A 24,076-nucleotide genomic window follows, 5' to 3' on the forward strand; every position below is an offset into this window, starting at 1 on the left:
TTAATTCCGCTTCGATGAGGCGACTATGGCGCGCACCACAGGATCCGATGGCGAAAAGACCGAGGCGGCTGTCCGCCAGGCAGCGGTCAGCCTGATTGCGCGCTACGGCTACGAGGCGATGTCGATGCGCCAGTTGGCGGCGGAAGTCGGCGTGCAGGCCGCCGCGCTCTACCGCTATTTCCCGACCAAGGAAGACCTGCTGTTCACGCTGATGCGCGAGCACATGGAAGGGCTTCGCGGGGCCTGGGAACAGGCCAGGCCAGTCGGCGCCGATCCAGCGGAGCAGCTTGCGGCCTATGTGCGCAACCACATCGCTTTCCATATCGAGCGACGGCACGCCACGCATGTATCGAACATGGAACTGCGCAGCCTTTCGCCCGACAGGCTGACGCAGATTCTGCGCATGCGCACGGCCTATGAAAAGGAACTGCGCTCGATCCTGCGCGATGGCGCGGAGGCAGGCGCCTTCAGCATCGATGACACCGGACTGACGGCGATGGCGCTGATCCAGATGATGACCGGCGTCATCGTCTGGTTTCGCCCGGGCGAGCGGCTGTCGATCGCTGAAGTGACGGCGACATATCTTTCGATGACAATGCGGCTGGTTGGCGCGACAACTACCGGGGAGGAACGGAATGTATACGAACACGCTCAGCTTCGGGCATGACGAAGACATCGAGGCGTTGCGCGACCTGGTGCGGCGCTTCGCCCAGGACAAGATCGCGCCGATCGCCAGAGACATCGATCGCCAGAACGAATTTCCGGCGCATCTGTGGCGCGAGTTCGGCGCGCTCGGCCTGCTCGGCATAACGGCCGATCCGGATTTCGGCGGCAGCGGCATGGGTTATCTGGCCCACGTCATCGCGGTGGAGGAGATTTCTCGCGCTTCGGCGTCGGTCGGCCTCTCCTACGGCGCTCATTCCAATCTTTGCGTCAACCAGATCAACCGCTGGGCAACACAGGCGCAGAAGGAAAGATTCCTGCCGCCGCTGTGCTCGGGCGAGCGTGTCGGCGCGCTCGCCATGTCGGAATCCGGCGCAGGCTCCGACGTCGTCTCGCTCAAGCTGCGCGCCGAAAAGCGCAACGACCGCTATGTGCTCAACGGCACCAAGATGTGGATCACCAACGGGCCGGATGCCGAAACGCTGGTCGTCTATGCCAAGACCGATCCGGAGCGGAAATCGCGCGGCATCACCGCCTTCATCGTCGAGAAGGCGATGGCCGGGTTCTCCGTGGCGCAAAAGCTCGACAAGCTCGGCATGCGCGGCTCCAACACCGGCGAGCTCGTGTTCGAGGATGTCGAAGTGCCCTTCGACAATGTGCTGCATGAGGAAGGACGCGGCGTCGAGGTGCTGATGTCGGGCCTCGACTATGAGCGCACCGTGCTTGCCGGCGGTCCGATAGGCCTGATGGCCGCATGCCTCGACGTGGCGATCCCCTACGTGCACGAGCGCAAGCAGTTCGGCCAGGCGATCGGCGAATTCCAGCTGGTGCAAGGCAAGTTGGCCGACATGTACACGACGATGAATGCCGCGCGCGCCTACGTCTATGCCGTCGCCGCCGCTTGCGATCGCGGCCAGACGACGCGCAAGGATGCCGCCGGCTGCGTGCTGTTCGCCGCCGAGAAGGCGACGCTGATGGCGCTCGATGCGCTGCAGCTGCTTGGCGGCAACGGCTATATCAACGACTATCCGACCGGGCGTCTCCTGCGCGATGCCAAGCTCTACGAGATCGGCGCCGGCACCAGCGAAATCCGCCGCTGGCTGATCGGCCGCGAGATCATGGCGGAGGGGGTGTAGAATGGCCGTGCTCCAGACCCAGATTTCGCCTTCTTCCGACACTTTCCGCGCCAATGCCGAGCGCATGCGGGCGCTGGTCGCCGACATCGCGGAGAAGGCGGCAGGCGTCGAGCGCGGCGGCTCCGAGGAGGCGCGTGAACGCCACGTCTCCCGTGGCAAGCTGTTGCCACGCGAGCGCCTCGCGCAATTGCTGGATTTTGGCTCGCCCTTCCTCGAGATCGGCCAGTTCGCGGCGTGGTCGATGTATGGCGAGGAGATTTCGGCGGCCGGCTTGATCGCCGGCGTCGGCCGCGTCGAAGGCACCGAGGTCATGGTCGTCGTCAACGATGCCACCGTGAAAGGCGGCACCTACTATCCGCTGACGGTGAAGAAGCATCTGCGCGCGCAGGAGATCGCGCTGCAGAACAATCTGCCTTGCGTCTATCTGGTCGACAGCGGCGGCGCCAACCTGCCCAACCAGGACGAGGTGTTTCCCGACCGTGAGCATTTCGGCCGCATCTTCTACAACCAGGCCAACATGTCGGCGGCCGGCATTCCGCAGATCGCCTGCGTCATGGGTTCCTGCACGGCCGGCGGCGCCTATGTGCCGGCGATGTCGGACGAGACGATCATGGTGCGCAACCAGGCGACCATCTTCCTCGGCGGCCCGCCGCTGGTGAAGGCGGCCACCGGCGAGGATGTCAGCGCCGAGGATCTGGGCGGCGCGGACGTGCACACGCGGCTTTCCGGCGTCGCCGACCATTATGCGATGGACGACGAGCATGCCTTGGCCATTTGCCGGCGCATCATCAAGAACCTGAATCGAAACAAGACCGTAAGCCTGACCTCCAGGAAAGCTCATCCGCCGCTTCATCCTGCGGATGAACTCTACGGCATCGTGCCGACCGATCTGCGCCAGCCATACGATGTGCGCGAGGTGATCGCGCGCATCGTCGACGGCTCCGAATTCGATGAGTTCAAGCAGAATTACGGCACCACGCTTGTCACCGGTTTCGCCCATCTCCACGGCATGCCGGTCGGCATCATCGCCAACAACGGCGTGCTGTTTTCCGAAAGCGCGCTGAAGGGCGCGCACTTCATCGAGTTGTGCTGCCAGCGCGGGATACCGCTGGTTTTCCTGCAGAACATCACCGGCTTCATGGTCGGGCGAAAATACGAGGCAGGCGGCATCGCCAAGGACGGCGCCAAGCTGGTGATGGCGGTGGCCACCGCCAAGGTGCCGAAGGTGACCATGATCATCGGCGGCTCGTTCGGCGCCGGCAATTACGGCATGTGCGGTCGAGCCTATTCGCCACGCTTCCTGTGGATGTGGCCGAATGCCCGCATCTCGGTGATGGGCGGCGAACAGGCGGCAACGGTGCTTGCCATGGTCAAGCGCGAAGGCATCGAGCGCAAGGGCGGCGAGTGGAGCGCGGAAGAAGAGGCGAAGTTCAAGAAGCCGATCCTGATGAAATACGAGCATGAGGGGCACCCGCTCTACTCGTCCGCGCGGCTCTGGGATGACGGCATCATCGACCCGGCAAAGACGCGCGAGGTGCTGGCGCTCAGCCTGTCGGCAGCACTCAATGCGGAGATCGAGGAAACCCGCTTCGGCGTGTTCAGGATGTGAGATGAACGACATCGGCGTGGCCATCCATCCCATCACGAAATTGCGAGCCCTCACCGCAGAGCTAGTGGTGGTTGGAAATATTCGCTATTGCTTGTGCTTGCACTGCACTACGCAATGGGGATGGGCTAAAAATGAAACCGAAATACCTACAGAATGCATCCGCCTCAATACTTTCAGTAATTCTTTTGCTCGCGGCATCCAGCGTGAGTATCGCCGTGTCGCTTGCGGGAAGCGAAGGAGACAAGCGTTTTCCGCCAACTCTGCCCTACACGCAGAAGGCACCGTGCACCAAGGCTTACAAGGCCTATATTGCGGCGGGCGGCCATTCGGCCTACGCCACGACGCCTTATACACGGGTGAGATCGCTGTATATCATCTGCGGTGCAAAGCTGAACGCTCCCTCTCAGAAGGTGGCCGAAGATCTGGCGATGAAATCCTGCGAGGGTACGGTCGCCCGCCACAGGGTGACGACGGGCGGCGCCTGCGAGATCGCTGCTTCGAAATAGCCGGGCATCTGCCGAACCAGCGCCGCCCGAGGCAAAACCGGGAGGCTCCATGTTCGCCAAGATCCTGATCGCCAATCGGGGCGAGATCGCCTGCCGCGTCATCCGCACGGCGCGCAAGCTTGGCGTGCACACTGTTGCCGTCTATTCGGACGTCGACGCGAAATCGCTGCATGTCGAAATGGCCGACGAGGCGGTGCATATCGGCTCCTCGCCGGTCGGCGAGAGCTATCTGCGCGGCGACCGGATCGTCGCGGCGGCCTTGGCCGCGGGGGCGCAAGCCATCCATCCCGGCTATGGTTTCCTGTCGGAAAACCCTGATTTCGTCGATCAAGTGGTGGCGGCAGGGCTTATCTTCATCGGCCCCTCGGCCGCCTCGATCCGTGCCATGGGGCTGAAGGACGCCGCCAAGCGGCTGATGGAGAAGGCCGGCGTTCCGGTCGTTCCGGGCTATCATGGCGAGGCACAGGAGATCGTGCTGCTCGCCTCCAAGGCACGCGAAATCGGCTATCCCGTGCTGATCAAGGCGCGGGCTGGCGGTGGCGGCAAGGGCATGCGGCGGGTCGAACATCCCGACGATTTCTCCGAGGCTCTATCCAGCGCCCGGCGCGAGGCAAAGGCCGCTTTCGGCGACGACCGCGTGCTGGTCGAGAAATATGTCGACAAGCCACGGCACATCGAAGTGCAGGTGTTCGGCGACAATTTTGGCAACGCCGTGCATCTTTACGAACGCGACTGCTCGGCGCAGCGCCGCCACCAGAAAGTGATCGAGGAAGCCCCTGCCCCCGGCATGACGCCGGCATTGCGCAAGGCCATGACCGACGCCGCTGTAAAAGCCGCCAAGGCGATCAGCTATTCCGGCGCCGGCACCATCGAATTCATCGTCGACGCCTCGCAAGGCCTGCAAGCCGACCGCTTCTGGTTCATGGAAATGAACACGCGCCTGCAGGTCGAGCATCCGGTCACCGAGATGGTCACCGGCACCGATCTGGTCGAGTGGCAGCTGCGCGTCGCCAGCGGCGAAAAGCTACCGAAGACGCAGAGCGAGATCGCGCTTGCCGGCCATGCTTTCGAAGCGCGCATCTATGCGGAGGATGCGGCCAAGGGATTCCTGCCGGCAACCGGCACGCTGCATCATCTGAAATTTCCTGAAGCAGCCGCCCAAGGGACTACGATGCGCATCGAGACCGGCGTGCGGGCCGGCGATGCCATCTCGCCCTATTACGATCCGATGATCGCCAAGCTTGTCGTCGGTGCGAAGGACAGGCAGGCAGCGCTGGAGGCGCTCCGCACGGCGTTGTCGCAAACCGAAATTGCCGGTTCCACCGTCAACACCGCTTTTCTTGCAGCTCTCGCGGCCGATCCGGATTTTTGCGCCGGAGACGTCGACACCGGCTTGATCGGCAGACATCAGGTCGTGCTGACCGAGGTCGCGCCGCCAAGCGGCGAAATCATCTCCGCAGCCGCCCTCGCCGCCTCCGGCGCGGAAGCATCGCCGCGTTCGGATGACCCATGGTCGTCGCTTGCCGGCTATGCGCATTTCCACGGCGTGGCGCGGCGTACGCGGCTGAAGTTCGCCGAGGACGACATTGTGGCAAAGGTTTCGGTGCGGCCGGACGGGCGCTTCCAGGTCGCGCTCGATGCACCCTATGACGGCACCAATGTGCATGATTTCCGCGCCGTTCCGCGCCTCGCCCGCTGGCCTGGCCACGTCACGGTGTTCGAAGGCGCCGTCGGCTATACATTCGCGGTGCCGGACCCCTTGGCCAGGAGCGATGACGCCGCTGCCGCCTCCGGCAGCCTGCGCGCGCCGATGCCGGGGCTGGTCAAGCTTGTGCGCGTGGCGAAGGGCGATGCGGTGATCAAGGGCCAGCCGCTGCTGATCCTCGAAGCGATGAAGATGGAGCACACCATCGCCGCGCCGCATGACGGGCTGATCGCCGAGATCGCCACCGAAGGATCGCAGGTCACCGACGGGACCGTGCTGGTGCGGTTCGTGGAGGATGGTCGGGGCTAAGGCCCGGTTGCTGGATGACCGAAATAGCTATGTCGGGACAGAGAGGGCGCCGTAGACTGCCGACCAAACGAAAATGGCCGGGCAAGCCCGGCCATTTCCAACAGCGAAATGATAGCGATTACTGCGCGATTGGCGCGTACTTGCCGTCATGCCACTGGTTGATGTCATAGCTGGCATTCTTGAGGTCGCCCTTCTCGTCGAAGGTGACATCGCCGACAACGGTGCTGATCGGCGTGCCGTTCTTCAGGGCTTCGGCAACCTTGGCCGGATCGTCGCTGCCGGCGCGCTTGATGCCTTCGGCGAACGCCTGGACCACGGCGTATGAGAACAGCGTGAAGCCCTCGGGCACGAAACCGCCGGCCTTGATCTTCTCGACCGCCGCCTTGGCTTCCGGCTTTGCCTGCGGATCCGACGGGAACACGAACATGGTGCCCTCGCCCGCCGGGCCGGCAACCTGCCAGAATTCCGGCGAGGCAATGGAGTCCGGCATGATCAGCTGGAACTTCAGGTTCTGTTCGGCCGACTGACGCAGGATCAGGCCGGCTTCAGGATGATAGCCGCCGAAATAGACGACGTCGGCCTTCAGATCCTTGAGCTTGGTGACAAGCGCCGAATAGTCCTTCTCGCCGGGATTGATGGCGTCATAGTAGACTTCCTTCAGGCCACCGGTGTTCATGGTTGCCCTGACCGCGTCGGCCACGCCCTGGCCATAGGCACTCTTGTCGTGCAGGATGACGACGTTCTTTCCCGCGAACTTCTTGGCGATCCACGGCCCGATGAAGGCGCCCTGCGCGTCGTCACGCGTATAGAGACGCATGATCGTCGGCCAGCCGGCCTTGGCCGCGGCGTCGGTCAGTACCGGGTTCGAGGACGCCGGGCTCATCATCAGCGCACCGGCTTCGGCATAGACGGCCGAGGCCGGAATGCTCGAGCCCGAACAGGCATGGCCATCGATGAACTTGACGCCATTGGCCACGATGCGGTTGGCGACCGACACGGCCTGCTTGGGATCGCATTGGTCGTCCTCGATGTCGAGCTTGATCATCGAGCCGTTGACACCGCCCGCGGCGTTGATGGCATCGGCGGCGGCCTGTGCGCCCTGCTTGAACTGATCGCCGATGGTGGCGAGCTGACCGGTCATCGGGCCGACCACCGAAACGGTGATGTCGTCGGCGAACGCGACCGGTGCGCTCATCATCAGGCCAAAAATGGCCGCGCTCAAAATACTCATTTTTTTCATGGTGATAGAACTCCTCCACTCACGCACGGCCGCCCGGCCGCGCTTCTTCCAGAGAGGCCGGACAATTTCATCCTTCATTGGGCCTGTCTAGGCGCATTGGCGCCGCTCGATTGGGCCTGGGATCCCTCATCCGCGCAAAAAAACCACGCCAGCCTTGTTTCGGCTGGTCGTGGCTTTTCGCTCGTCGAGCTGTTCCGCAAGTGCCCCCGCACCCCGAGCCCAACGCGCCTTCCCTGTCTTTCCAAGCCCATGATCTCGGTCTGAAAACCGGATTCCCCATTTCGGGATCATGGTCGTTCGCACGGCTTGGACCTGCCCGGCCTGCCGCATTCTTGTCGTTGATGGCCTGTTGCCTGGCTGTCTGCGCAGCCTTGTCCCTGTTTGTGGCCCGACCGTCTTCGCAGTCTTGGCCGGAGCGTCCCCGTCTGATGGAACTCAGTGCATGGTCATCCATTCGCGGGCTTCGCGCAGCGCCTTGGCGATCTCGACCTTCGACATCGCCGCCGACAGTTCCGAGCGCAATTCCGCGGCGCGGGCCGAGCCCTTGATGGCGGCGATGTTGAACCATTTGTGGGCGGCGACGACGTCGGTCTCGCAATCGCGACCGGTCGCATACATCATCCCCAGTTCGAAAAGAATGTCGGCCTGGGCAGTTGCCCCCATGGCGCCGAAACCTGCTTCAAGCATTTCAAAACGTGCCATTTTAGTCCCCTGTCTGGCTCCTGAGAGCTGCCTCCGTTTGTCTCGTCCGGGCCGCTCTTTCGATGCTTTCGAGAATGCCGCGCAGGCTTGAATCCGTCGTTAAATGGCGTGCTTAATTTGAGGAAAACAAAGCTAAAACAAGAGGTAAACACGAAAATTCGTTAAGGATACGAAGCCAGCAATTCGGCTGGTTTTCGCAAAATTTGACGAAAATTTTGAGAGTGGGAATCAACACTCCGCTAACCACGGCGGACAAAGCCAATTCCGTGATCGTTTCATTTCCTCACCGAGGAAGCACATTCAGACGCCTTTAAAATCCGAAACGCTTCCGCAACGGCACCGCTTTTGTTTTGATGGGAGCTGGATTAGCTTACGTTTGCGTAAGCGGCAGACCGGCGAGGCGGAACATCCGGCCGGCTATCCTAAGGGAGGAAGAACATGTTTCGAAAAGTGAGCCTGGCCCTTGCAGCCACATTGATCATGGCGGGCGCGGCGTGGGCCGATCCGATCGAGGGCAACTGGAAGACGCAGGCCGGCGACACCGCGGCCATTGGAGGCGGCGGCTCGTTCTCCATCACGCTCAAATCCGGCAAATACGCCGGCAAGACCATTGGCTCCCTCAAGGCGGCCGGCGACAACAAGTACACCGGCAACATCACCGATCCGGCGAACGACAAGACCTATTCTGGCAAGGCGACATTGTCGGGCACCTCGCTCAAGATGAGCGGCTGCGTGCTCGGCGGACTGATCTGCAAGAGCCAGACCTGGCATAAGCTCTGATCGGCTGCAGCCTTGCGACATGACCACGGGGCCTTGACGGGCCCCGTTTTCGTTTCATCGAGACGCCGGGCTTCGGCGCTCGATGCCTTGCCGCTGTTGGCCGTCCTCAGCCCAGTCAGATCCCGTCAATCAATTTGAACCGCAGATGAACGCCGGTCTCAGAGCCGGTTCACAGGCGTCAGGGCATTCTCCGGCGTGTTGAAGGAGACACCACCGATGCTTGCTCGCCGCTTCACCATCGTCTGCCTGCTGATGAGCCTGTTTGGAATGTTCTTCGCCATTCTCGTCGCCGAAGCAGGCCGTCCGGCCCGCTCCTGGGACGAAGCCACCAGACTTTGCGGTCTCGCCTGCCCGACCAACCTTCGCCACTGAAACCAGAAAACCTCGAAAAGAAAAGCACAGACATCATGAACCGCATCGCCGCCAACGCCCTCAAAACCCTCCGGCTTCTGCCGCGGGCGGCGCTTATCCTGGTGCTCCTGGCCGCCCCGGTCCTGGCCGTGCCGATGATGCGCGCCGATGCCGGCTCGACCATCGAGGCTCCGGCGCTGAGAAAGTCAGGTGTCGGCTTCGTGCTGCTGGTCAGCCTGCAGCGTGGGTGAAGAAAAAACGGCGCTTTGGGCGCCTTCGACAGCGACACCCCTCCCAACCGCCTATCCAAGTCTCTATATTGAGCTATGGAAAAGCGAATCTACCCCCAGGCCATAGAATCAGTCGTCATGCCGGAGCCTTTTGGCCGGCAAAGCTTTGACCGGGCCGAAAAAGCCGTCGCGACGCTGCAGGCGCTTTACGACCGCAACACCAAGTTCCTGCGCGACTCCTTCACGGCTCTGGCCGCCGGCGCCGACGGCAGCAAGCGCTACCGGGCCTTCTATCCCGAGATCGGCGTCACTACCAATTCGTTTACCCAGGTCGATTCGCGGCAGGCCTACGGTCATATGCCGACACCTGGCCATTTCGCCACGACGATTACCCAGCCGCAACTGTTCGAGAATTACCTCATCGAGCAGCTTCGCCTGATCATGCGTAACCATGGCGTGTCGGTGACGGTCTCGGAATCGACCACGCCGATCCCGCTGCATTTCGCCTTCCTGGAAGGCACCTATGTCGACGGCGCCGCCGCCGAACGCATCAAGCGGCCGATCCGCGACCTGTTCGACGTTCCGGACCTGGACGGCACCGACGACCAGATCGCCAACGGCACGTTCGAGGTCGCCTTCGGCGAACCGCGGCCGCTGGCACCGTTCACGGCGCAACGCATCGATTATTCGCTGCACCGTATGACCCATTATACGGCCACCAGCCCGCAGCATTTCCAGAACTTCGTGCTGTTCACCAACTACCAGTTCTACATCGACGAGTTCGTCGCCCGTGCGCGTGGCCTAATGGAGAATGGCGGTGGTGGTTATGTGGAATTCGTCGAGCCGGGCAATGTCGTGACCCGCGCCGGCGCCAGCGCGGCAAGCGAGGGCACCCCGCCGGCCCGCCTGCCGCAAATGCCGGCCTACCACCTGAAGAAACCGAACCATGGCGGCATCACCATGGTCAATATCGGGGTTGGGCCTTCCAACGCCAAGACGATCACCGACCATATCGCGGTGCTGAGGCCGCATGCCTGGGTAATGCTTGGCCACTGCGCCGGTCTGCGCAACACGCAGGCGCTGGGCGACTATGTGCTGGCGCACGCCTATGTGCGCGAGGACCACGTCCTCGACGACGATCTTCCGGTCTGGGTACCGATCCCGCCGCTGGCCGAGATCCAGGTCGCATTGCAGGAAGCGGTTGCCGAAGTCACGGGCCTGTCGGGCTACGATCTGAAGCGCATCATGCGCACCGGCACGGTCGCCACTATCGACAACCGCAACTGGGAACTGCGCGACCAGCGCGGACCGGTGCAGCGCCTGTCGCAATCGCGCGCCATCGCGCTCGACATGGAATCGGCGACCATCGCGGCCAATGGTTTCCGCTTCCGCGTGCCGTACGGCACGCTGCTATGCGTTTCCGACAAGCCGCTGCACGGCGAGTTGAAGCTGCCCGGCATGGCGACCGAGTTCTACAAGCGCCAGGTGGCGCAGCACCTGACCATCGGCATCAGGGCAATGGAAAAGCTGGCGGAAATGCCGATGGAGCGGCTGCATTCCCGCAAGCTCAGAAGTTTTTCGGAGACCGCGTTCCAGTAGGCGGTCTCGAAGTCCTGGCGAGGCAATTCGTCGTCTTGCTCAGGCCGCAATTTGATCGATAAGCAGATCGAACGGATCGTCAGGCGACACTCGACAGACACGGCCTCAATGACAACAGGCGGCGCGCGCTCGAATATGATAGCTGGGGTGGCATTCCTGGCGATGACGGCATTGTCGCTCGCCTTGTTGGCCGGATTCCTCGGCACGCTGCATCCGGCCTTCGATTCCTTCTCGCATTTTCGCCTTCACCTGTGCCTGCTGATCGCGCTTCTGGCGTTGCCGCTGCTTGCCAGTTCGTTTCGGCTGCAAGCGGCCGTGGCACTGCTCTTTGCGATCGCCAGCGTCGCCACGACGATGAGTACGCTGCCGCGCCTGTGGCCCGTGCAAGCGGTCGCCAAGCCCGTGGACCAGATCGTCTACCACCTGCTGCAGATGAATTTGCGCTACGACAATCCGACGCCGAAAAAGGTTCTTTCGCTGATTGGCCGGACCAACCCAGACGTGATCACCCTCGACGAGGTGTCGGCGATGTGGGAAACCGAGCTCGGTTACATCACCAGCGCCTACCCATACCGGATCCTCTGCCCCTACCCCAACGGCGTGTTCGGCGTGGCGCTGCTGTCGCGGCGGCCCTTTGCCGCCGACAGCGCGCCGCATTGCGAGCCGCGAGGCGCGATGGCGATCGCGGCGGTCGATTTCGGCGGCACCGCCGTCAACGTCGCTGCCATCCATCTCAGTTGGCCATGGCCGCGCGAGCAGAACTGGCAGATCGGCGAACTCTCGAATTCGATTTCCTCGCTCGGCGAAACCGCCATCATGGCCGGCGATTGCAACGCCGTGCCGTGGAGTGCGGCGGTGCGGCGGGTCGCCTCCCTCGGCGGGCTGACCGTCATGCCGTCAGCGGGACCGACGTGGCTCTACATCAAGCTGCCCGATGTGCTGCGGCGCTTTGCTGGACTGCCGATCGACCAGGTGTTCAGCAAGGGCGGTGTGACCGTTCATTCCGCGACCCGGCTGGAAGACACCGGTTCAGACCATCTGCCGGTGCTGGTCGAGTTCTCGGTTCGCTCCGATGAGAAGCAGCCTGAGGATGGGCACGCCACGGCGCTCGCGGCGAGCGCCTTGCCAGCCAAGCCGCAAGGCTGACGCATCAGTCGAGCCAAGCACTCGCTCGTTCATGGGTTTCGGATCAAGGCCGCGATCAGATGCTCGACGTGGCCGCCGCGGCTATGCTCGCGCCGATCGAAGGCGTTTTGTCTGGCCTCATATTCGGCATAGACGGCCTGGATGCGACGCCGGGCCTCGCGGCGCGTCTTGTAGCAAGACGGGTCGTTGGCGACCCGCAGGCCGGTGATCGACCTCTCAGTGGTGCGCATCATCTGCCTGGCGATGCGCCCATGCGTTTCCTCATGGCCGCGAACGCCGGCGAAAAACCGGCTCCAGCGCCGCTTCAGCGCCGGCGTCATGGGCGAGGCAATGCGAGGGAAGGTGTAGAACAGATTAAGCGTGCCGTTGACCCGCCGCAGCCGGCAGAAGCCGTTCTCCTGACCTCCGCCGAGATCCCAGTCGACGGTATAAGCAGTCGTGGCGATGGCATGCGTCATGAAACCGTGCCTGGGGCCTTTGCTGTCCATCGCGTCGATGAAGGCCGCGCCCGAGCTTCCGGTAACGTCGTAGGTCCGCGTCTGGATAACTGCCCTTGTGCCGGCAAAGGCTTCTGAAGCGCATAGCGTCCCGATAGCAATGAGGCATGTCAGAACGGTCCGGCGCATCGGCCTTTCTCCTTATCCCTGGAGAAAGAACCATAGACCGGTGGCCGTTTCAACGTCCCTGCTGGCCTGGACACCCCTTGCGGCCAGCCCCGACCCACGTTTTTTGCTGCCGCCGCTCCAAGCGATCCGGCGGCGCGAGGTCACATACCCTGGTAGACAGGGCCTTCGCCGCCCTGGGGCGGTACCCAGTTGATGTTCTGGTTCGGGTCCTTGATATCGCAGGTCTTGCAGTGGACGCAGTTCTGCGCGTTGATGACGAAGCGCACATCCTTCGCCGATGGGTCGGCCGCGGCATTGCCATCCTTGTCGACCCATTCGTAGACGCCCGCCGGACAGTAGCGTGTCGAGGGTCCGGCAAAGACATCGTGTTCGGAACGCTTCTGCAGGTCCATGTCGCCGACCAGCAGGTGGACCGGTTCGTTTTCCTCGTGATTTGTGTTGGACAGGAACACGGAGGACAGGCGGTCGAAGGTCAGCACGCCATCGGGCTTCGGATAGGTGATCTTCTTGTGCTGGGCGGCAGGCTCTAGCGTCGCATAGTCGGCCTTGCCATGCTTCAGCGTGCCGAAGGGCGAGATACCGAACAGCGTGTTCAGCCACATATCGAGGCCGCCGAGGCCGACGCCGACGATGGTGCCGAAGCGCGACCAGAGCGGCTTGACGTTACGCACCTTCTTCAAATCCTTGCCGATGTCGGTCGCGCGCCAGGCTTCCTCGTAGGAGGCGAGCTCGTCATTGGCGCGGCCAGCGGCAATTGCTTCACTGACATGCTCGGCCGCCAGCATGCCGGAGAGCACCGCATTGTGGGAGCCCTTGATGCGCGGCACGTTGACGAAGCCCGCGGCGCAGCCCATCAGCGCACCGCCGGGGAAGGACAGTTTCGGCACCGACTGCCAGCCGCCCTCGGTGATGGCGCGCGCGCCATAGCCCAGCCGCTTGCCGCCTTCGAACGTAGCCGCGATCGCCGGATGCGTCTTGAAGCGCTGGAATTCCTCGAAGGGCGACAAATAGGGGTTCTTGTAGTTGAGGTGGAGAACGAAGCCCACCGCCACCTGGTTGTCCTCCAGATGATAGAGGAACGAGCCGCCGCCGGTCTTCATGTCGAGTGGCCAGCCGAAGGAATGCTGGACGAGACCCGGCCGGTGGTTCTCCGGCTTGACCTGCCAGAGTTCCTTGAGGCCGATGCCATATTTGCCGGGCTCGCGGCCGTCGGAAAGCTTGTATCTGGCGATCAGCTGCTTGGCGAGCGAGCCGCGCGCGCCTTCGCCGATCAGCACATACTTGCCCATCAACGCCATGCCCGGCGCAAAGCCCGGACCGTGCGTGCCGTCTTTCTCGACGCCCATGTCGCCGGTGACGACGCCGGTGACGGCGCCTTCGTCATTGTAGATGAGGCCGGTGGCGGCAAAGCCCGGATAGATCTCGACGCCAAGCGCCTCGGCCTTGCCGGCCAGCCAGCGGCAGACATTGCCGAGCGAGACGATGTAGTTGCCGTGATTGTTCATCAGCGGCGGCATCAGGATGTTGGGCAGGCGGAAGGAGCCGGCGGGCCCGAGCACCAGGAAATGGTCCGCCGTGACCGGCGTCTTGAAAGGATGGCCGTCCTCCTCGCGCCAGCCCGGCAGCAGCCGGTCGATGCCGATCGGATCGACCACGGCGCCCGAAAGGATATGGGCGCCGACCTCGCCGCCCTTTTCCAGCACGACGACGGAAAGCTCGGGATTGACCTGCTTGAGGCGGATGGCCGCGGCAAGGCCGGCCGGTCCGGCACCGACGATGACCACGTCGAATTCCATGCTTTCTCGTTCGATATCGCTCATCAACCCCTCCGCACTGGCTTGCCGCAGTTGCCTATCTTGCTGGCTCTTGCGCTGCATAGCGCATCAATTGACGACAGGAAACCGGCGCATACGTGACAATGCGGATTTGGGCGGATTTGGGCGGATTCGGCCAAAAAGTCGCGCATCTTGCGGCCTGGCCGCCGTTGCTGGCCGATGAGATCCGCCGCGCCCCGCGTTTTTTTGTTTGTTCGACGGCTTGCTTATCGGCCATACTTCCCGGCATGCGCATTCCTGGCCCAGCCGGCTTTTCTTCAACGCGCTTTCTTTTCCCGCCCCGCCGGGCCTGCCGGGCGGTTCTTCTGGTACTTCTGATGTTGGCACCTGGTTACGCCGCCGCGGACGAGGTGAAGGTCTGGGCGACAGGCGCCTACTCCTTCTCTGACGAACTTGGCGGCTTCCGCATCACCGGGGCCTCCGGCATCGGAACCAAGGACGATCCGCTGGTCATCACCGAAGAGCTGAATTCGGCGACACCGGTGACATTGACCATTCGCACCACGAAGCCGATCCAGACATTCGGCAAGGCGGGCGAGTTCGCCAATGGCATCATGTATATGCGCATCGACGTGCTCAACAACAGCGGCCAGGCCTGGATCGAATTCCAGTTCGAGCTTCAGGAGACGCTGGACCAGCCGAGCGTGTTCGGCGACGGGCTTTCCTTCGACCAACGCAACAAGACGCCTGACAATATCTGGTCGAGCAATTTCGCCGATTTCGACCGCGACTTCGAACCCTATGACCGACTGCTGTTCAAGAACGGCAAGGTCGACCCGCTGAAGACCGCCAGTTTCGAATTCCTGGTGACCGACTACACGCCGCGATGGACCTTCTATCTGGTGCAAGATCCGCGCATACCGACGGGATAAGGTGCGCTGATACACCTTGGTGCGGAAAAGGATTGTCTTGCTTGCAAATTGGCGCTCTGCGGACGAATGTGCGCGCCATGACTGCCGCCCCCAATAGCCCGACCGAAATCGCCGACATCCTGGCTTTTTATGCCAGCGCCGGCGTCGATGAGGCGCTGGAAGACGCTCCGGTGAACCGCTTCGCCGAGGCGGCGCCGAGGCCTGTCGAGCGCGCGCCGGCGCCCTTGCCGTCGCCTCGCGAAGACAACACGCCGGAGCGGCCAGCAGCATCGCCCGGGTTGGATGCAAGCAGGGTGCCGGATGCGCCGGTGCGCACCGTGTCCGCCACCGCCGCCGTCCCTGACGAGGCGCAGGCCGCCCTCGCCCGGCAAATGGCGACAAGCGCCTCTACACTCGAAGAGCTTCGCCAGCACATGGCTGCCTTTGAGGGCTGCAATCTCAAGGCCACCGCCAAGAGCCTCGTCTTCGCCGATGGAAACCCTCAAGCCGCGGTCATGCTGGTCGGCGAGGCGCCCGGCCGCGACGAGGACATAGAGGGCCTGCCCTTCGTCGGCCGCTCCGGCCGGCTGCTCGACCGCATGCTGGCCGCAATCGGGCTTGACCGTTCTTCGGTCTACATCGCCAATGTCATTCCATGGCGGCCGCCGGGCAACCGCACGCCGACGCCGCACGAGACCGAGATCTGCCGGCCGTTCATCGAGCGGCAGATCGAACTGGTCAATCCCAAGGTGCTGGTCAATCTCGGCGGGCCTTCCGCCAAGACGCTGCTCAACACGACTGAGGGTATTCTGCGCCTGCGCGGCAACTGGCGCGTGCACACGACGGCGTCGGGCACCGCCATTCCAGCGATGCCGACGCTGCACCCGGCCTATCTCTTGCGGACGCCGGCGCACAAGAAACTGGCGTGGCGAGATTTTCTCGAAGTGAAGGCGAAACTGAAGGCGCTGAAAGTTGGCTGATCTCCCCCCTCGTGGGGGAGATGTCCGGCAGGACAGAGGGGGGCGCGAAGGAACGNTGTCGGCGGGACAGCGCCCCCCTCTGCCTTGCCAGGCATCTCCCCCACACGGGGGGAGATTGGCCGTCATCTCCGCTTTCGCCAATCTCGGAATAGATACTGTACCGATAACCTCCAAAGTAATTGAAGCCCCTCTCCCACTGACCTAGTCATCTCCCATGACAACAGCCCAAACCTCCGCCGGCAGCCTGATCCGCGAGTGGCGCACGCGGCGCCGCATGAGCCAGCTCGACCTCGCCATGGAAGCCGAGATCTCGCAGCGTCATCTCTCCTTTGTCGAAAGCGGGCGTGCCGCGCCCTCGCGCGACATGGTGCTGCATCTGGCCGAGCAGCTTTCGATCCCGCTCAGGCAGCGCAACCAGCTGCTGCTGGCCGCGGGCTTTGCGCCGAGCTTCGGCGAACGGCCGCTCACCGATGCCACGCTCGCGCCGGCGCTTGCCACCGTCGAGACCGTGCTCAAGGGGCATGAGCCGTTTCCGGCGCTGGCCGTCGACCGCCACTGGAACCTGGTTTCGGCGAACGCGGCGATTAGTCCGTTCCTCGCCGATGTCAGCGAGGCTTCCTTGCTGGCGGCGCCGGTCAACGTGCTTCGCCTCAGCCTGCACCCGGGCGGCATCGCGCCGCGCATCGTCAACCTCCAGGAATGGCGCACGCACCTGCTCGATCGCCTCAAGCACCAGAATGACGCCACCGGCGACCCCGTACTGATCGACCTGGAGCGCGAGCTGCGCGGCTACCCATCCGGCTTGAAGGGCAGCCGGCCGGCGCCTGTCGAGCCGAATGCCATCGTGCATCCGCTCAGGCTTGCGCATGGCGACCAGGTTCTGTCGTTCATCAGCACCATCACCGTATTCGGCACGCCGCTCGACGTAACGCTCTCTGAACTGGCGATCGAATCGTTCTTCCCGGCGGATGAGCAGACACGGACGGTGCTGGTGCGGCTGGCGAGGGAAGGGTCCGAACGGTCCTGACTACCCCTGTGGCAGTGCCGCCTTGCGGGTGCGGGTGCGCTCCAGCCCCAGCTGCCGCTCGCGCCAGATGATGAAGATGCCGGCGGCTACCACGATCACACCGCCGACCAGCGTGCTCAGCGACGTCACGTCGCCGAAGACAAAGTAGCCGACGACCACGCCGAGGATCATCGAGGTGTATTCGAACGGCGCCACCACCGAGGCTTCTGCATGGCGATAGGCCGAGGTCATCAGGATCTGGCCGAGGCCACCGCAAAAGCCAGCCATGATGAGCAGCGCGGCTTGCACCGGCGTCAGCGATTGCCAGCCGAAAGGCAGCGTCAGCAGCGAGAGCACACTCGCTGTCGACGAGAACCATAACACGATGGTCGCCGTCCTCTCCGTCTGCACGAGGTTGCGCACAAGCAGCATGGCGACGGCCGAGATCGCCGCCGCCACCAGCGCCGCCATGACGCCGAGGACCTCCTGGTCGTCGAGCGCTTCATCCGAATTGAGCAGAGTGAGTTCCGGCCAGGAAATAATGAGCACGCCGACCAGACCGACTGCCACCGCGCTCCAGCGGTAGACGCGGATCGTCTCGCCAAGGAAAACGGAGGAGAACACCACGACCAGCAGCGGCTGTGCATAGTTCAGGGTGATTGCCTCCGGCAGCGGCAGCCTGGTGAGCGCGAAGAAGCCAAGCCCCATGGCGCCGACGCCGACAATACCGCGCGCGATGTGGTTGAAGGGACGTTTGGTGACGAATGCCGTCGGCAACTGTCCCTTAAATGCCAGAAAGGCAATGATCGGGAAGATGGCAAAAAACGAGCGGAAGAACACGATCTGCCCGGCCGGCACCTCGCCGGCCGCCTTGATGCAGGTTTGCATTCCGACGAAAACGGCGACGGACACGATCTTCAGGGCAATGCCCCTCAGCGTGTCGTGACCGCCCGCCGTTTCTGGTGCTGCCCCCGCCCTTGATGTCACCTTGGCGCCGCTTCCTGGATGGTCGCCCAGATGCGCGCTGGTGTCGCCGGCATCTCGATATGCCTGACACCATAGGCGCGCCACAGCGCATCGGTGACCGCGTTGAGTGCCGCCGGTGTCGAGCCGATCGTGCCGGCCTCGCCCGCGCCCTTGATGCCCAGCGCATTGGTGGTCGACGGCACGTTGCGGGTTTCAAAATGGAAGAACGGGAAATTGTCTGCGCGCGGCATGGCGTAGTCCATGAAGCTCGCCGTCAGCAATTGCCCATCCTCGCCATGGACGGTGTTTTCGGTCAGCGCCTGGCCGACGCCTTGCACGACGCCGCCATGAACCTGGCCGGCGAGCAGGATCGGGTTCACCGTGACACCGAAATCGTCGACGATGGTGTAGCGCACGATCTCGGTGGTGCCGGTGTCGGGATCGATCTCGACCTCGCAGATGTGGGTGCCGTTCGGATAGGTGCATTCGTCCTGGACGAACTCGCCGAACCCCTTGAGATCATCGGGGTTTTTCGCGGCCTTGGCGATGGTGGAAAAATCGATCGTGCGGTCGGTGCCGACGATGCGGGCAACACCATCGGACAGCTCGATGTCGCCGGCGGAAGCCTCCAGCTCGTCAGCGGCGATGCGCTTGATCTTGTCGGCCAGATCCTCGCCCGCACGGGAAGCGGATACACCCCCGAGCGGAATCGAGCGCGAGCCGCCGGTGCCGCCGCCGGCCTTCAATTCGTCGGTATCGCCCTGGCGGACATGGATCTTGTCGATGTCGAGATTGAGCTTTTCCGACAGGAACTGCGCATAGGCGGTGGCATGACCTTGTCCGTTGGTCTGGGTGCCGATCTTGAGCGTCACCGTGCCGTCGCCATTGAGCTCGACGAATGCCGGCTCGGAGCCCGGAAAGGCGCAAGCCTCGATGTAAGTCGCCATGCCGATGCCGCGGATCTTGCCGTCGGCCTTCGACTGTTCGAGCCGTTGCGGAAACGCCTTCCACTCAGACCGTTCGATGGCACGCTCCATATGGCCCTCGAATTCGCCATTGTCGTAGAGACGACCGGTCTGCGTGCGATAGGGAAACTGCTCCGGCCGGATGAAATTGCGGCGGCGGATCTCTTCGACGGGCAGGCCGAGATCATGGGCGCAGGCATCGACCAGCTTTTCCAGCAGGAAGGCTGCCTCCGGCCGGCCGGCGCCACGATAGGCATCGACGGGACAGGTGTTGGTGTAAAGCCCGGTCACCGTGACATCGAGCGCCCTGATGTCATAGACGCCGGTCGACATGGTGACGCCGATATAGGGAATGAACGGACCGTATTGCGAGACATAGGCGCCCATATTGGCCAGCAGATCGACCCGCATGCCGAGGAAGCGGCCATCCTTGTCCAAAGCCATCTCGGCCGTCACGGCGTTGTCGCGGCCTTGCGCGTCGGTCAAAAAATGTTCCGTGCGGTCGCCGGCCCATTTCACCGGACGGCCAAGCCGCTTCGCTGCCTCCAGCACCAGCGGATATTCGCGATAGACGAAGCTCTTCGGCCCGAAACCGCCGCCGACATCCGGCGTGATGACACGCAGCTGGTTCTTCTTGATCTTGAACACGCTGGCCAGGATGTACTGCATGGAATGCACGCCTTGCGACCCGGTGGTCAGCACGAAACGGTTCTCGCCGGCGTTCCACTCGCCGATCGCCGAGCGCGGCTCCATGTAATTGCAGACCAGCCGGTTGTTGACGAACTCGATGCGGGTGACATGAGCCGCCCTGGCGAAAGCCGCCGCCGTCTTGGCCTTGTCGCCCATGTGGTAGGTGAAGGCGCGGTTGGAGCCGAGCTCGGGCCACACCAGCGGCGTGCCTTCGGCAAGCGCGGTCGCCGTGCCGGACGCAGCATCCTCGCTGTCATAATCGACATCGATCAGTTCGGCGGCATCCTGCGCCAGGGCACGGCTGTCGGCGACAACAAAGGCAACGGCATCGCCGACATAATTGACGCGATCACGGCACAGGACCGGAATGTCGCGGGTCGGCGCCTTGGTGCCGTCGGGTTGTTCCTGCATGACGCCGGATTTGAGATCGCCGAGATGGGCAATATCCTTGGCCGTCAGCACCAGATGGACGCCTGGAGCCGCCTTGGCTGCATCGGTCGAGCCGACGGTGAAGCTGGCCTTGGCCACCGGCGAGCGCAGGACATAGCCGTGCAGCACGCCGGCCGGCTGGATGTCATCGGTATAGCGGCCCTGCCCCTGGATGAAAGCGGCATCCTCGCGCCGCAACACGGAAGCGCCCATCCCGAACTTCGGTGTGACGATGGTCATGACTGCCTCGCGATGCTGGAAAGGAAGGCCTGAAATAGGCCCTGTCGCAGTTTTGTCGAGGGGCTGTTTCGTGTAAAGAGCGCGGACTTCAAATTTCTTGGATCAGCGGAAACAATCCGCCTCCAACGCAATCGACAGGAAAAAACCCGGAATGCGCACCGACACAGGCCAGGTCTTCAAACTCGAAGACTATCGCCCCAGCGACTACCTCATTCCGGAAACGAACCTTGAATTCCGTCTCTCGCCACAGGCAACGATCGTCACCGCAACAGTGACGATCGAGCGTCGCGACGGCGTTTCGGTGTCGGCTCCGCTGGTGCTCGATGGCGATGGGCTGGTGCTCAAGCGCATCGAGATCGACGGCAAGAAAGTGAAACCCGCCGACCTGCTGGCCAGCCCTGACCAACTCACCATTCTCAAGCCGCCGGCAGCGCGCCGTTTCCAGCTGCGCATCGAAACCGAGCTGGCACCGGCGGGCAATGAAGCGCTGATGGGTCTCTATCGCTCGAGCAATGTCTATTGCACGCAGTGCGAGGCCGAGGGCTTCCGCCGCATCACCTATTTCCTCGATCGCCCCGATATCCTGTCGGTCTACACCGTGCGGATCGAGGCCTTGCGTGACGAAGCGCCGCTGCTTCTGTCCAACGGAAATCCGGTCGGCAAGGGCGACCTCGGCGATGGCCGGCACTATGCCGTCTGGCACGATCCCTTCCCCAAGCCGTCCTATCTGTTCGCGCTGGTGGCTGGCAATCTCGGCCAGCTCGCCGACAGTTTCGTCACGATGTCGGGCCGCACGGTCGAGCTCGGCATCTATGTCGAGCCCGGCAAGGAGAAGCTCGCCGGCTACGCCATGGATGCGCTGAAGCGATCGATGCAATGGGACGAGGAGGCGTTTGGCCGGGAATACGACCTCGACGTCTTCAACATCGTCGCCGTGTCCGACTTCAACATGGGCGCTATGGAGAACAAGGGCCTCAACATCTTCAACGACAAATACGTGCTGGCCGACCAGGAGATCGCGACGGATGCCGATTTCGCCAATATCGAGGCGATCATCGCGCATGAATATTTCCACAATTGGACAGGCAACAGAATCACTTGCCGCGACTGGTTCCAGCTTTGCCTGAAGGAAGGGCTGACGGTCTTCCGCGATCACGAATTCTCCGCCGACCAGCGCTCGCGCGCGGTCAAGCGCATCGCCGAGGTGCGCACGCTGCGCGCTCACCAGTTCCCCGAGGACCAGGGTCCGCTGGCGCATCCGGTGCGGCCGCGCCGCTACCGCGAGATCAACAATTTCTACACGGCGACAGTTTACGAGAAGGGCTCCGAAGTGGTGCGCATGATCCGCACCATTCTCGGCCCGGATGTCTTTCGTGCCGGCATGGACCTCTATTTCGAGCGGCATGACGGTGAAGCGGCGACGATCGAGGATTTCATCAAGGTGTTCGAGGATGCATCCGGCCGCGACCTGTCGCAGTTCGCGCTCTGGTATCATCAGGCCGGCACGCCCAATCTGACGGTCAGTTCGACGCACAATCCGGCTTTGCAGGAATTCACGCTCGAGATCGAACAGTCGGTGCCGCCGACACCCTCCGAAAGCCGCAAGCGGCTGATGCACATCCCGCTCGCCTTCGGCCTGATCGGCGCCGGCGGCAAGCCGGTGTCGTACAGCGGCGTCGAGGGAGCCAGTGTCGACGATGGCGTCATCCATGTCCGCAAGCGCCGGCACATGGTGCGTTTCTCTGGCGTGGCGGAACGCCCGGCGGTGTCGCTCAACCGCGGCTTCTCGGCACCGGTGACGCTGTCGGTCGAGCAGAAGGCTGACGACCAGTTCTTCCTTGCCCGCCATGACAGCGACGCCTTCTCGCGCTGGCAGGCATTCAACACGCTGCTCACCGATACGCTGATTTCAGCCTTCCGCGAGATCCTCGGCGGCAAGCAACCGGTCTTCGCGAAACGGCTGACCGAGCTCGCTGGCAGCATTGCCGCCGACGAGACGCTGGAGCCGGCCTACCGGGCGCTGGCACTGGCGCTGCCCGGCGATGCCGACATCGCCCGCGACATCGGCAGGAACATCGATCCCGACGCCATCCACACGGCCCGGCAGGCTCTTGCGCTCGCCATCGGCACCGCCAATGGCGCGGCGTTTTCCGGCCTCTACGACAGCCTTGCAGACATGACCGCGTTCAGCCCCGACGCAGCGAGCGCTGGACGACGCGCCCTGCGCAACACTTTGCTGGATTATCTCTCGCTGCTGCCTGGCGGCGCGGCATTGGCCGCCGGGCATTTCCAGTCGGCGACCAACATGACCGACCGCGCGGCAGCCCTTGGCGTGCTTGCGCATCGACACCATGGTTCGCCGGAGGCAAAAAAGGCGCTGGCGGCATTCGAAACGAAGTATGCGTCCGACCCGCTGATCATGGACAAATGGTTCCAGATCCAGGCCAGCGTGCCGGGGCCGCAGGCGGTGGACACGGTCCGGGCGCTAACCGCTCATCCAGCCTTCTCGATGGGCAATCCAAACCGGGTGCGCTCGCTGATCGGCACATTCTCCAGCGCCAACCAGACCGGCTTCCATCGCCCCGACGGCGAAGGCTACCGGTTTTTCGCGCAGACGGTGCTCGAGGTCGAGAAGCGCAACCCGCAAGTGGCGGCAAGGCTGGCAACGGCGCTCAGGTCATGGCGTTCGCTCGAGCCGGGCCGCCAGGCCAAGGCCCGGGAAGCGCTGCTTTCGATCGCCAATGCCGAAAACCTGTCGGCGGACTTAAGGGACATTGTCGAGCGTACGCTGGCTTAGATGAGGGCTCTGCTTCCTATCGAAAGGCTTCCGTGCCCAGAGTCTGTCAAACCGACTGATGAGGCTGTGCCTTAGCGGTCAACTCGATTCCAAGGGCCTTCATCACAGCGATCGTCGTTTTCAGGGTCGGATTGCCGTTCTCACTGAACGAACGGTAAAGCTGTTCACGCGAAAGCCCTGTCTGGCTTGCTATTTGGGCCATGCCCTTGGCGCGGGCAACAACACCCAGAGCATGCGCGATATAGCCGGAATCTTCGGAAGCAAACGCTTCCGCCATGAATGCCGCAATCGCTTCATCGGAGGTCAGGCCTTCAGCCGTATCAAAGCTTGTCAGTTTTTCAGCCATCTCATTCGCTCCATTCTTGTGCCAGACGTTTCGCCGTCTTGACGTCCTATTTCTGGGTGCCTTTGTCGCCGCCGCACAGAAGGACAATGATCGTGTTGCCCCGCTTCTGGAAATAGACGCGGTAGCCGGGACCATGGTGGATACGCAACTCACTTATCCCCTCTCCCACGGGCTCAACGTCTCCCGGATGGCCATAGGCAAGACGGTCAAGCCGGGCAAAGATCGCGCCACGAGCGCGCTCATCCTTTAGTCGCGTCCACCATTTTCGGAACGTTTCGGTCTGCTTCAGATCGATCATACGGTGATGTAGTTTATAAACTACATTTTGTCAAGAAAGCCTGGGTCGAGCCGCTTCGGCATTATTTTAGT

At 63.0% G+C, this 24,076-nt stretch carries 22 protein-coding genes; 14 read left to right on the forward strand and 8 right to left on the reverse strand.

Translation table 11 applies throughout. From position 1 onward, the window contains the following. The first annotated feature begins 25 nt into the window (after positions 1-25). The 5 genes from X743_RS162865 to X743_RS162845 all read left to right on the forward strand — a co-directional run bounded on the left by X743_RS162865 (position 26) and on the right by X743_RS162845 (position 5,928). Positions 26-667, forward strand: a complete 642-nt coding sequence (locus X743_RS162865) for a TetR/AcrR family transcriptional regulator (RefSeq protein ID WP_023764335.1) — start codon at positions 26-28, stop codon at positions 665-667. Further along, the gene (locus X743_RS162860) at positions 636-1,799 is read left to right on the forward strand and encodes an isovaleryl-CoA dehydrogenase (RefSeq protein ID WP_023764336.1); all 1,164 of its coding nucleotides are present in this window, start codon (positions 636-638) and stop codon (positions 1,797-1,799) included. The genes X743_RS162865 and X743_RS162860 overlap by 32 nt, the downstream gene beginning before the upstream one ends. Position 1,800: 1 nt before the next feature. Then, positions 1,801-3,408: a carboxyl transferase domain-containing protein gene (locus X743_RS162855; RefSeq protein ID WP_023764337.1), complete on the forward strand. Its 1,608-nt coding sequence runs from the start codon at positions 1,801-1,803 to the stop codon at positions 3,406-3,408. A 131-nt stretch (positions 3,409-3,539) separates the two neighbouring features. Next, positions 3,540-3,914, forward strand: coding sequence for a hypothetical protein (locus X743_RS162850; RefSeq protein ID WP_023764338.1), 375 nt, complete (start codon positions 3,540-3,542; stop codon positions 3,912-3,914). A gap of 49 nt (positions 3,915-3,963) precedes the next feature. Then, a complete protein-coding gene (locus X743_RS162845) occupies positions 3,964-5,928 on the forward strand; it encodes an acetyl/propionyl/methylcrotonyl-CoA carboxylase subunit alpha (RefSeq protein ID WP_023764339.1) in 1,965 nt (654 codons plus the stop codon). A 118-nt stretch (positions 5,929-6,046) separates the two neighbouring features. Here the strand turns inward: X743_RS162845 and X743_RS162840 are convergent, their stop codons facing one another. Both X743_RS162840 and X743_RS162835 read right to left on the reverse strand, forming a co-directional pair. Continuing rightward, positions 6,047-7,168, reverse strand: a complete 1,122-nt coding sequence (locus tag X743_RS162840) for a branched-chain amino acid ABC transporter substrate-binding protein (RefSeq protein ID WP_023764340.1) — start codon at positions 7,166-7,168, stop codon at positions 6,047-6,049. A 435-nt stretch (positions 7,169-7,603) separates the two neighbouring features. After that, positions 7,604-7,870: a sel1 repeat family protein gene (locus X743_RS162835; protein WP_010915070.1), complete on the reverse strand. Its 267-nt coding sequence runs from the start codon at positions 7,868-7,870 to the stop codon at positions 7,604-7,606. A 438-nt stretch (positions 7,871-8,308) separates the two neighbouring features. Here X743_RS162835 and X743_RS162830 point away from each other — a divergent pair, with 438 nt between their 5' ends. The 5 genes from X743_RS162830 (at position 8,309) to X743_RS162815 (ending at position 11,976) form a co-directional block, all read left to right on the forward strand. Further along, a complete protein-coding gene (locus X743_RS162830; protein ID WP_023764341.1) occupies positions 8,309-8,650 on the forward strand; it encodes a DUF2147 domain-containing protein in 342 nt (113 codons plus the stop codon). A 216-nt stretch (positions 8,651-8,866) separates the two neighbouring features. After that, positions 8,867-9,022 (forward strand): hypothetical protein, encoded by a 156-nt coding sequence (locus tag X743_RS1000000172725; RefSeq protein ID WP_013896407.1) that lies wholly within the window; start codon positions 8,867-8,869, stop codon positions 9,020-9,022. A gap of 35 nt (positions 9,023-9,057) precedes the next feature. After that, a complete protein-coding gene (locus tag X743_RS162825) occupies positions 9,058-9,252 on the forward strand; it encodes a hypothetical protein (RefSeq protein WP_023764342.1) in 195 nt (64 codons plus the stop codon). A 117-nt stretch (positions 9,253-9,369) separates the two neighbouring features. Then, entirely contained in the window at positions 9,370-10,830 is a 1,461-nt protein-coding gene (locus X743_RS162820) for an AMP nucleosidase (protein WP_245264165.1), read from the forward strand. A 135-nt stretch (positions 10,831-10,965) separates the two neighbouring features. Then, the gene (locus X743_RS162815; protein ID WP_023764344.1) at positions 10,966-11,976 is read left to right on the forward strand and encodes an endonuclease/exonuclease/phosphatase family protein; all 1,011 of its coding nucleotides are present in this window, start codon (positions 10,966-10,968) and stop codon (positions 11,974-11,976) included. A gap of 29 nt (positions 11,977-12,005) precedes the next feature. Here X743_RS162815 and X743_RS162810 read toward each other — a convergent pair whose 3' ends face one another. Together X743_RS162810 and X743_RS162805 are read right to left on the reverse strand one after the other, a co-directional pair. Beyond that, positions 12,006-12,602, reverse strand: coding sequence for a DUF922 domain-containing protein (locus X743_RS162810; RefSeq protein WP_023764345.1), 597 nt, complete (start codon positions 12,600-12,602; stop codon positions 12,006-12,008). A gap of 140 nt (positions 12,603-12,742) precedes the next feature. Next, on the reverse strand, positions 12,743-14,422 hold the full coding sequence (locus tag X743_RS162805) for an electron transfer flavoprotein-ubiquinone oxidoreductase (protein ID WP_023764346.1): 1,680 nt from the start codon (positions 14,420-14,422) through the stop codon (positions 12,743-12,745). Between the two features lie 242 nt (positions 14,423-14,664). Here X743_RS162805 and X743_RS162800 point away from each other — a divergent pair, with 242 nt between their 5' ends. From X743_RS162800 to X743_RS162790, 3 genes are all read left to right on the forward strand, one after another. Next, the gene (locus X743_RS162800) at positions 14,665-15,309 is read left to right on the forward strand and encodes a hypothetical protein (protein WP_023764347.1); all 645 of its coding nucleotides are present in this window, start codon (positions 14,665-14,667) and stop codon (positions 15,307-15,309) included. A 77-nt stretch (positions 15,310-15,386) separates the two neighbouring features. Further along, entirely contained in the window at positions 15,387-16,268 is an 882-nt protein-coding gene (locus X743_RS162795) for a uracil-DNA glycosylase family protein (protein WP_023764348.1), read from the forward strand. Positions 16,269-16,482: 214 nt separating this feature from the next. Then, positions 16,483-17,295: a helix-turn-helix transcriptional regulator gene (locus X743_RS162790; protein WP_023764349.1), complete on the forward strand. Its 813-nt coding sequence runs from the start codon at positions 16,483-16,485 to the stop codon at positions 17,293-17,295. Here X743_RS162790 and X743_RS162785 read toward each other — a convergent pair whose 3' ends face one another. Together X743_RS162785 and X743_RS162780 are read right to left on the reverse strand one after the other, a co-directional pair. Continuing rightward, entirely contained in the window at positions 17,296-18,261 is a 966-nt protein-coding gene (locus tag X743_RS162785; RefSeq protein WP_023764350.1) for a DMT family transporter, read from the reverse strand. After that, positions 18,258-20,564: a xanthine dehydrogenase family protein molybdopterin-binding subunit gene (locus tag X743_RS162780; protein WP_023764351.1), complete on the reverse strand. Its 2,307-nt coding sequence runs from the start codon at positions 20,562-20,564 to the stop codon at positions 18,258-18,260. Before X743_RS162780 ends, X743_RS162785 begins: the two co-directional genes overlap by 4 nt. 151 nt (positions 20,565-20,715) lie before the next feature. Here X743_RS162780 and pepN point away from each other — a divergent pair, with 151 nt between their 5' ends. Next, positions 20,716-23,361 (forward strand): aminopeptidase N, encoded by a 2,646-nt coding sequence (gene pepN, locus X743_RS162775; RefSeq protein WP_023764352.1) that lies wholly within the window; start codon positions 20,716-20,718, stop codon positions 23,359-23,361. Positions 23,362-23,407: 46 nt separating this feature from the next. Here the strand turns inward: pepN and X743_RS162770 are convergent, their stop codons facing one another. Both X743_RS162770 and X743_RS1000000170390 read right to left on the reverse strand, forming a co-directional pair. Then, on the reverse strand, positions 23,408-23,707 hold the full coding sequence (locus tag X743_RS162770; RefSeq protein ID WP_023764353.1) for an addiction module antidote protein: 300 nt from the start codon (positions 23,705-23,707) through the stop codon (positions 23,408-23,410). Positions 23,708-23,753: 46 nt separating this feature from the next. Further along, positions 23,754-24,005, reverse strand: coding sequence for a type II toxin-antitoxin system RelE/ParE family toxin (locus X743_RS1000000170390; RefSeq protein WP_084555438.1), 252 nt, complete (start codon positions 24,003-24,005; stop codon positions 23,754-23,756). Between the last annotated feature and the right edge of the window lie 71 nt (positions 24,006-24,076).

This window comes from Mesorhizobium sp. LNHC232B00, assembly GCF_000502435.1.
GTDB lineage: Bacteria > Pseudomonadota > Alphaproteobacteria > Rhizobiales > Rhizobiaceae > Mesorhizobium > Mesorhizobium opportunistum.

What these genes read in the sequence shown, in the direction of transcription:
- X743_RS162865 (WP_023764335.1), top strand. Translation starts at nt 26, where the DNA reads ATGGCGCGCACCACAGGATCCGATGGCGAAAAGACCGAGGCGGCTGTC.
- X743_RS162860 (WP_023764336.1), top strand. Translation starts at nt 636, where the DNA reads ATGTATACGAACACGCTCAGCTTCGGGCATGACGAAGACATCGAGGCG.
- X743_RS162800 (WP_023764347.1), top strand. Translation starts at nt 14,665, where the DNA reads ATGCGCATTCCTGGCCCAGCCGGCTTTTCTTCAACGCGCTTTCTTTTC.
- X743_RS162830 (WP_023764341.1), top strand. Translation starts at nt 8,309, where the DNA reads ATGTTTCGAAAAGTGAGCCTGGCCCTTGCAGCCACATTGATCATGGCG.
- X743_RS162805 (WP_023764346.1), bottom strand. Translation starts at nt 14,422, where the DNA reads ATGAGCGATATCGAACGAGAAAGCATGGAATTCGACGTGGTCATCGTC.
- X743_RS162770 (WP_023764353.1), bottom strand. Translation starts at nt 23,707, where the DNA reads ATGGCTGAAAAACTGACAAGCTTTGATACGGCTGAAGGCCTGACCTCC.
- X743_RS162825 (WP_023764342.1), top strand. Translation starts at nt 9,058, where the DNA reads ATGAACCGCATCGCCGCCAACGCCCTCAAAACCCTCCGGCTTCTGCCG.
- X743_RS1000000172725 (WP_013896407.1), top strand. Translation starts at nt 8,867, where the DNA reads ATGCTTGCTCGCCGCTTCACCATCGTCTGCCTGCTGATGAGCCTGTTT.
- X743_RS162780 (WP_023764351.1), bottom strand. Translation starts at nt 20,564, where the DNA reads ATGACCATCGTCACACCGAAGTTCGGGATGGGCGCTTCCGTGTTGCGG.
- X743_RS162820 (WP_245264165.1), top strand. Translation starts at nt 9,370, where the DNA reads ATGCCGGAGCCTTTTGGCCGGCAAAGCTTTGACCGGGCCGAAAAAGCC.
- X743_RS162810 (WP_023764345.1), bottom strand. Translation starts at nt 12,602, where the DNA reads ATGCGCCGGACCGTTCTGACATGCCTCATTGCTATCGGGACGCTATGC.
- X743_RS162835 (WP_010915070.1), bottom strand. Translation starts at nt 7,870, where the DNA reads ATGGCACGTTTTGAAATGCTTGAAGCAGGTTTCGGCGCCATGGGGGCA.
- X743_RS162815 (WP_023764344.1), top strand. Translation starts at nt 10,966, where the DNA reads ATGATAGCTGGGGTGGCATTCCTGGCGATGACGGCATTGTCGCTCGCC.
- X743_RS162845 (WP_023764339.1), top strand. Translation starts at nt 3,964, where the DNA reads ATGTTCGCCAAGATCCTGATCGCCAATCGGGGCGAGATCGCCTGCCGC.
- X743_RS162855 (WP_023764337.1), top strand. Translation starts at nt 1,801, where the DNA reads ATGGCCGTGCTCCAGACCCAGATTTCGCCTTCTTCCGACACTTTCCGC.
- X743_RS162850 (WP_023764338.1), top strand. Translation starts at nt 3,540, where the DNA reads ATGAAACCGAAATACCTACAGAATGCATCCGCCTCAATACTTTCAGTA.
- X743_RS1000000170390 (WP_084555438.1), bottom strand. Translation starts at nt 24,005, where the DNA reads ATGATCGATCTGAAGCAGACCGAAACGTTCCGAAAATGGTGGACGCGA.
- pepN (WP_023764352.1), top strand. Translation starts at nt 20,716, where the DNA reads ATGCGCACCGACACAGGCCAGGTCTTCAAACTCGAAGACTATCGCCCC.
- X743_RS162790 (WP_023764349.1), top strand. Translation starts at nt 16,483, where the DNA reads ATGACAACAGCCCAAACCTCCGCCGGCAGCCTGATCCGCGAGTGGCGC.
- X743_RS162840 (WP_023764340.1), bottom strand. Translation starts at nt 7,168, where the DNA reads ATGAAAAAAATGAGTATTTTGAGCGCGGCCATTTTTGGCCTGATGATG.
- X743_RS162795 (WP_023764348.1), top strand. Translation starts at nt 15,387, where the DNA reads ATGACTGCCGCCCCCAATAGCCCGACCGAAATCGCCGACATCCTGGCT.